Origin of the sequence: Desulforhopalus singaporensis (assembly GCF_900104445.1) — a bacterium.
In the GTDB taxonomy this organism is placed as follows: domain Bacteria; phylum Desulfobacterota; class Desulfobulbia; order Desulfobulbales; family Desulfocapsaceae; genus Desulforhopalus_A; species Desulforhopalus_A singaporensis.
Map to the genome: position 1 here is coordinate 1 of NZ_FNJI01000080.1, position 5,534 is coordinate 5,534.

General features: G+C 52.2%; 6 protein-coding genes. All 6 read left to right on the forward strand.

Annotated features, from left to right (window positions below; genetic code table 11):
- On the forward strand, window positions 1–525 hold a 525-nt coding region (locus BLQ17_RS21490), incomplete at its 5' end, for a trimethylamine methyltransferase family protein (RefSeq protein WP_176761391.1).
- 230 nt (window positions 526–755) lie between these two features.
- Window positions 756–1,712 carry an ABC transporter permease gene (locus BLQ17_RS21495; RefSeq protein WP_092226284.1) on the forward strand — a complete coding sequence of 319 codons (957 nt, stop codon included), beginning with the start codon at window positions 756–758 and terminating at the stop codon, window positions 1,710–1,712.
- A gap of 17 nt (window positions 1,713–1,729) precedes the next feature.
- A complete protein-coding gene (locus BLQ17_RS21500; RefSeq protein WP_092226287.1) occupies window positions 1,730–2,557 on the forward strand; it encodes an ABC transporter permease subunit in 828 nt (275 codons plus the stop codon).
- A gap of 35 nt (window positions 2,558–2,592) precedes the next feature.
- Window positions 2,593–4,230, forward strand: a complete 1,638-nt coding sequence (locus BLQ17_RS21505; RefSeq protein ID WP_092226286.1) for an ABC transporter ATP-binding protein — start codon at window positions 2,593–2,595, stop codon at window positions 4,228–4,230.
- Window positions 4,231–4,269: 39 nt separating this feature from the next.
- Window positions 4,270–4,665, forward strand: coding sequence for a universal stress protein (locus tag BLQ17_RS21510; RefSeq protein ID WP_143005604.1), 396 nt, complete (start codon window positions 4,270–4,272; stop codon window positions 4,663–4,665).
- Window positions 4,666–5,252: 587 nt separating this feature from the next.
- A partial coding sequence (locus BLQ17_RS21515; protein ID WP_342674197.1) for a pyruvate formate lyase family protein occupies window positions 5,253–5,534 on the forward strand: 282 nt, incomplete at its 3' end.

Genomic DNA, 5,534 nt, shown 5'->3' on the forward strand with positions numbered 1-5,534 from the left:
GCGGCTCTTGCCGATATCGCCAACTATTTTGAACTGCCGTTCTGGGGTACGGCGGGAATGACCGACACCGTGGTGCTCGACGAGCAGGGGGCGGCGGAAATCGGCATGTCCTGTCTGCTCGCGGTCCTGACCGGTGCCAACCTGGTTCATGACGTCGGTCTGCTCGACCAGGCCAGCCTGGTCGATCCGGCCACCATCCTCTTCTGTGACGAGGTGATCGACCACGTGAAGCATTTCATGCGCGGTATCCACCTGAGCCCGGAAACGTTCGCCATGGACGTGATCGACTCGGTTGGTGCCGGCGGCAACTACCTGACATCGAGACACACCCTGGCCCATTTCCGTAATTTCTGGTCGCCGACCTACTTTACCAGGCCGTCGATGGGCAACAAGGAGGGCCAGGACCTGATGGGCGCGCTCAACAAAAAGGTCCTTGAGATCGAGCAGACCCATGAGGTTCCGCCCCTTGAGCCCGAGAAGGTGGGCGCCCTTATGGACCTTGAAAAGAAATGGCTGCGGCGATAATGCTTCCGTTGTTTTCCGGTTCTCTCAGTCATGGCGAATCCCCCCGGTTTTTGCCGGAGGGATTTGCTTGAAAAAAATTGAGAGAACGCAAAGACCACAGGGATAGTCGTGGCTTTACTTACAGGACAAAAGCAGGACGCGGCTGCTCTTGAAAGAGCTAAAATGTATGACGTCATCCCGGGGTCGTGTCATATCAATTTTATGTTCAGCCAAAATAAGGTTATCGCCCTATGAATATGATTTTAAAAATGGTTTTCAAGAGGATTGCACTGGGGCTTCTGACCCTGCTGGTCATCTCCGTTCTGATTTTTGTCGGCGTTGAAGCATTGCCGGGAGATCTTGCCGAGGCCATTCTCGGGCAGAACGCCAGTCCTGAAACGGTTGCCGCTTTCCGCCAGGAACTCAAGTTGGACCTGCCTGCTCATGTCCGCTATTTTGCATGGCTGGGCGGGTTTCTAACTGGAGATCTTGGCAACTCCCTGGCCAATGGCCGGCCGATCGCCGAACTGATCGGGTGGAGGTTCGCCAACTCCATCTTCCTCGCTTCAGCAGCTGCTGTTGTTTCGGTTCCTGTCTCCGTGGTCCTGGGACTTCTGGCCGCTCTCAAGCGAAATACCCTGTTTGACAAGATTATCTCCATGTCTACCCTGAGTACCATCTCGTTTCCTGAGTTCTTCGTGGCCTATATCCTCATCGCTCTCTTCTCGGTCAAGCTGGTACTGTTTCCAAGTATTTCAAGTCTCAACGACCACATGACGTTTGTTGAGAAAATATATACGATTACCCTGCCCTGTCTGACTCTTGTCCTGGTGGTTGCAGCGCATATGATGCGCCAGACACGGGCGGCTATCATCAATATACTTTCCTCTCCGTTTATCGAAATGGCAAGACTCAAGGGGCTCAAGCAGTCGCGAATAATAGTACTGCATGCATTTCCGAATGCCCTGTCCCCGGTAATCAACGTCATCGCGCTGAACCTGGCATATCTTGTGGTAGGTGTCGTTATCGTCGAGGTGGTTTTCGTATATCCGGGGCTCGGGCAGCTGCTGGTGGATTCCGTTGCCAAAAGGGATATTCCGGTGGTTCAGGCAAGCGGGCTTATCTTTGCGGCAACGTACATAGGCGTCAATATCCTTGCCGATGTCCTGTCCATCATAAGCAATCCAAGATTAAGAAATCCGCGATAAGGAGCCAGTGGGGCATGATGCTCAAAATAATTAAGCTTGCCAGGAAATCACCCATAAGCGCGAGGATAGGGTTTGTCATTATCGTAATCAATATTTGCGCAGCGGTTTTTGCTCCCGTTATCTGTCCTTTCGGCGAGACCGAGGTGGTGGGGGATACCTGGCTTCTTGCAAGCGCCGATCATCTCCTGGGCACCGACCACCTCGGGCGCGATATGTTTACGAGGCTTATCTTCGGTGCCCGAAACACCATCGCCATCGCCATGATCATTACGATCCTGTCATTTCTGATCGGTACGGTCACGGGCTTTTTTGCTGCCATCATGGGCGGCTGGGCCGATCTGGTGATCAGCAGAATAGTAGATATACTCATGGCGTTTCCCACTCTGATCTTTGCCTTGATGGTTCTCTCTGTGGTCGGGACCGGCACCCTGCCTCTGATTGTCGTAATTGCCCTGCTGGATTCAACCAGGGTTTATCGGCTCTCGCGTGCGGTGGCCATGGACATCGCGGTGATGGAGTATGTGGAGGCGGCTCGATTGCGGGGGGAAAAGCTGTGGTGGCTCATGCGTGATGAAATCCTTCCCAACGCCATGCCGCCCCTGGTGGCTGAGTTTGGGTTGCGGTTCTGTTTCGTGTTCCTGTTCATTGCAGCTCTGAGTTTTCTTGGGTTGGGAATTCAGCCGCCGACAGCCGACTGGGGCGGGATGGTGCGGGAAAATGCGGGCGCCATTACCTTCGGCATTATGACGCCTCTGTATCCTGCTGCGGCAATCGCCCTGTTGACAATCGGCGTCAACCTGATCGTGGACTGGTTTCTGCATATTGCAAGCGGGCTAAAAGAGTAGAACCTTATTCGTTTTTTCTGGGGTTGGGGGATAAGATGAAAAAATTGCTGGAAATGCGCTCGATTTATATCGAAGGATTGAGTGAGGAAAAGTGGTATCCCATTATCAAAGGTATCGACCTTACCCTCAACAGGGGCGAGGTGCTGGGCCTGATCGGTGAATCCGGAGCTGGAAAGTCAACCCTTGGGATTGCGTCGATGGCATATACCCGGATGGGGTGCCGGATAAGGTCGGGTTCCATAGTGTTCGACGGTACAGAACTTACAGAAGCCACCGCAGAAGAACTGCGCACGCTGCGGGGACGCAGGATAGCGTATGTGGCTCAGAGCGCTGCCGCCTCTTTCAACCCGGCTCACAGGCTGATCAGCCAGTATTCGGAAGGGCCGGTTCAGCACGGCATCATGAGTGCCGAAAAAGCGGCTGGAGAGGCTAAACAGATCTACAGACACCTGCTGCTGCCGGACCCGGAATTTATCGGTTATCGGTATCCGCACCAGGTCTCCGGCGGCCAGCTGCAGCGGGCCATGGTTGCCATGGCCATGGCCTGCCGGCCGGACCTTATCATTTTTGACGAACCAACCACGGCCCTGGACGTTACAACCCAGATTGAGGTTCTTGCCGCCATCAAACGTATAGTACGGGAATACAACACCGCAGCGATCTATATTACCCATGACCTTGCGGTGGTCGCTCAGATTGCCGATCGCATCATGGTACTTCGCCACGGCAACCTGATAGAGGAGAATAGTTGCCGTGAGATGATTGTCGCCCCGAAAGAGGAGTATACACGCCGGCTGCTGTCGGTAAGGGCTTTTGACGGCGCCAAGGATCTTGACCGGAAGCAGGATGAGGTGATCCTCGACGTTCGCGGTGTTACCGCCAGCTACACCGGTAATACCAATGTTGTCGAGGACATTGACCTGGCGATCAAAAGAGGCAGGACGGTTGCGCTGGTCGGGGAGTCGGGCAGTGGCAAGAGCAGCCTTGCCAGGGTCGTCACCGGCCTGTTGCCGCCCGTCAAAGGCACCATCGTCTTCAACGGCAACCGGTTGTCGGGTGAATTGAAGCGACGTACAAAGGCGCAGCTGCGCTCCATGCAGATGATTTACCAGTCCCCCGATACCGCTCTGAACCCGAAACAGAAAATAAGTAAAATCATCGGGCGCCCACTGCAGTTCTATTTTGGGTTGGGCGCCAGGGAGCGTGAAAAACGAGTGCTTGAGCTGCTGGAAAAAATCGAGCTTTCGGCAAAATATTACGACCGTACGCCGATGGAGCTGTCGGGGGGCGAAAAACAGCGCATCTGCATTGCCCGTGCCCTGGCGGCTAAACCTGAGCTGATAATCTGCGATGAGGTTACTTCGGCCCTGGACCAGCTGGTCGCGGAAGGAATCCTGAAATTGCTGCAGAATCTGCAGGATGAGCTTAAGGTCTCCTATCTTTTTATCACCCATGACCTTGCTACGGTAAAGGCATTTTCCGACGAAATCGTGGTCATGCTCAAGGGAAGGATCGTAGAACAGGGACCTAAGGAAGAAGTACTTGTTCCCCCCCATCACGAATACACCGATCTGTTGCTTTCCTCGGTTCCGGAAATGGATCCGGACTGGCTGGAAAATCTTCTTGGACGGCGCAGAAAGGAAGGGAAAATATCTACGGTGATGGATTCTTAGTGAAAACAGTAAGGACAACTTAACGAGCTGGAGAACGATATGAAATTTATGGTCTGTTATGACGAATCCGACGAGGCGCAGGTTGCCCTCCGTGAAGCGCAGAAACATGCGTTGCGGTGGGATGCGGAAATAGAGGTGGTAAACGCAATCCTCCGTGTCGAGCCGATCAGACACAAGCGTCTGTTGGAGTTGGAAGAACAGCTGGAGATTGAAGTGAATCAGCTCTTTGGTAATTACAACATTCCTTATACCGTGACATTGCTTGTGGACGATACCAACATCGGCGAAGAACTTGTCAAGCTAGCTGAAAGAAACGAGGTCGATCTCCTGTTTCTGGGTATTAAAAAGCGTTCAAAGGTCGGTAAAATGCTTTTTGGCTCGACAGCCCAGTACGTGATTTTGCATGCAACCTGTCCGGTGGTGACTGTAAAATAGCCACCGGTCTTTTTTACCGCTTAACCAGCCACATGGTTTGTTCTGTTGAGGAAAAGTGAACTGTATAACAGAAAATAATGAAAGAAGGCTGTTCAGTGATTACCATGATTCCATGGTGCAGTTGTGATGGTCTCGTAACCGGAACCGGTTATCGTAACATGCACGGTGATGGCGATAATCGTCTATGTAACACCCTGTAAAAGTCTGTGCCGGATGTGTGTACACAAATCATTGAAATCAAAGGCTTGCATGGTTTTCAACAGCAGCTTCGTCATTTGTAAAGGGATCCGATGAAAAAAATCGTAATCAAGACCACCACCAGAAAGGACTACAGGTGCCTGTACAGCTGTCGTATGTTTTACCACTTGATCGGGCTCACGTAATATTTTTTCAAGGCGTGACGACACCCGGCAGGCGGTTGTTTTCCGGGGAGTTGCGGATTGTAAGACAAATTGTTTTGATAAAAATGCACATTGCGGAGAGAGTCGATGTTTGAAAAGATTAAGGTGATTTCTGAAAATCCTGAAAGAAAAGCCGGAGTCGAAGGTAATTTTTATAATGATGCGGAAAGTCCTGTCGGACCGGGAATGAATCCGAGAATTCAGAGACTGCGCAAGTTGAGCGTTGAGGCCGAACCGACCATTTCGATCGAGCGCGCCCTGCATGAAACCGAGTTCTACAAGGAAAATTACGGACGATACTCCATTCCCGTACTGCGGGCGATGACTTTTCTCGACCATTGCACAAGAAAAACAATCTATATCGGCGACGACGAACTTATTGTCGGGGAAAGAGGGCCGAAACCCAAAGCAATCCCGACTTTCCCGGAACTGACCTGCCACACCGTCGAGGATTTTCATGTGCTCAAC

Bases quoted from the DNA above. Each gene is read 5' to 3' on its own strand.
- BLQ17_RS21495 (WP_092226284.1), top strand. From the start codon at position 756: ATGAATATGATTTTAAAAATGGTTTTCAAGAGGATTGCACTGGGGCTT.
- BLQ17_RS21500 (WP_092226287.1), top strand. From the start codon at position 1,730: ATGCTCAAAATAATTAAGCTTGCCAGGAAATCACCCATAAGCGCGAGG.
- BLQ17_RS21505 (WP_092226286.1), top strand. From the start codon at position 2,593: ATGAAAAAATTGCTGGAAATGCGCTCGATTTATATCGAAGGATTGAGT.
- BLQ17_RS21510 (WP_143005604.1), top strand. From the start codon at position 4,270: ATGAAATTTATGGTCTGTTATGACGAATCCGACGAGGCGCAGGTTGCC.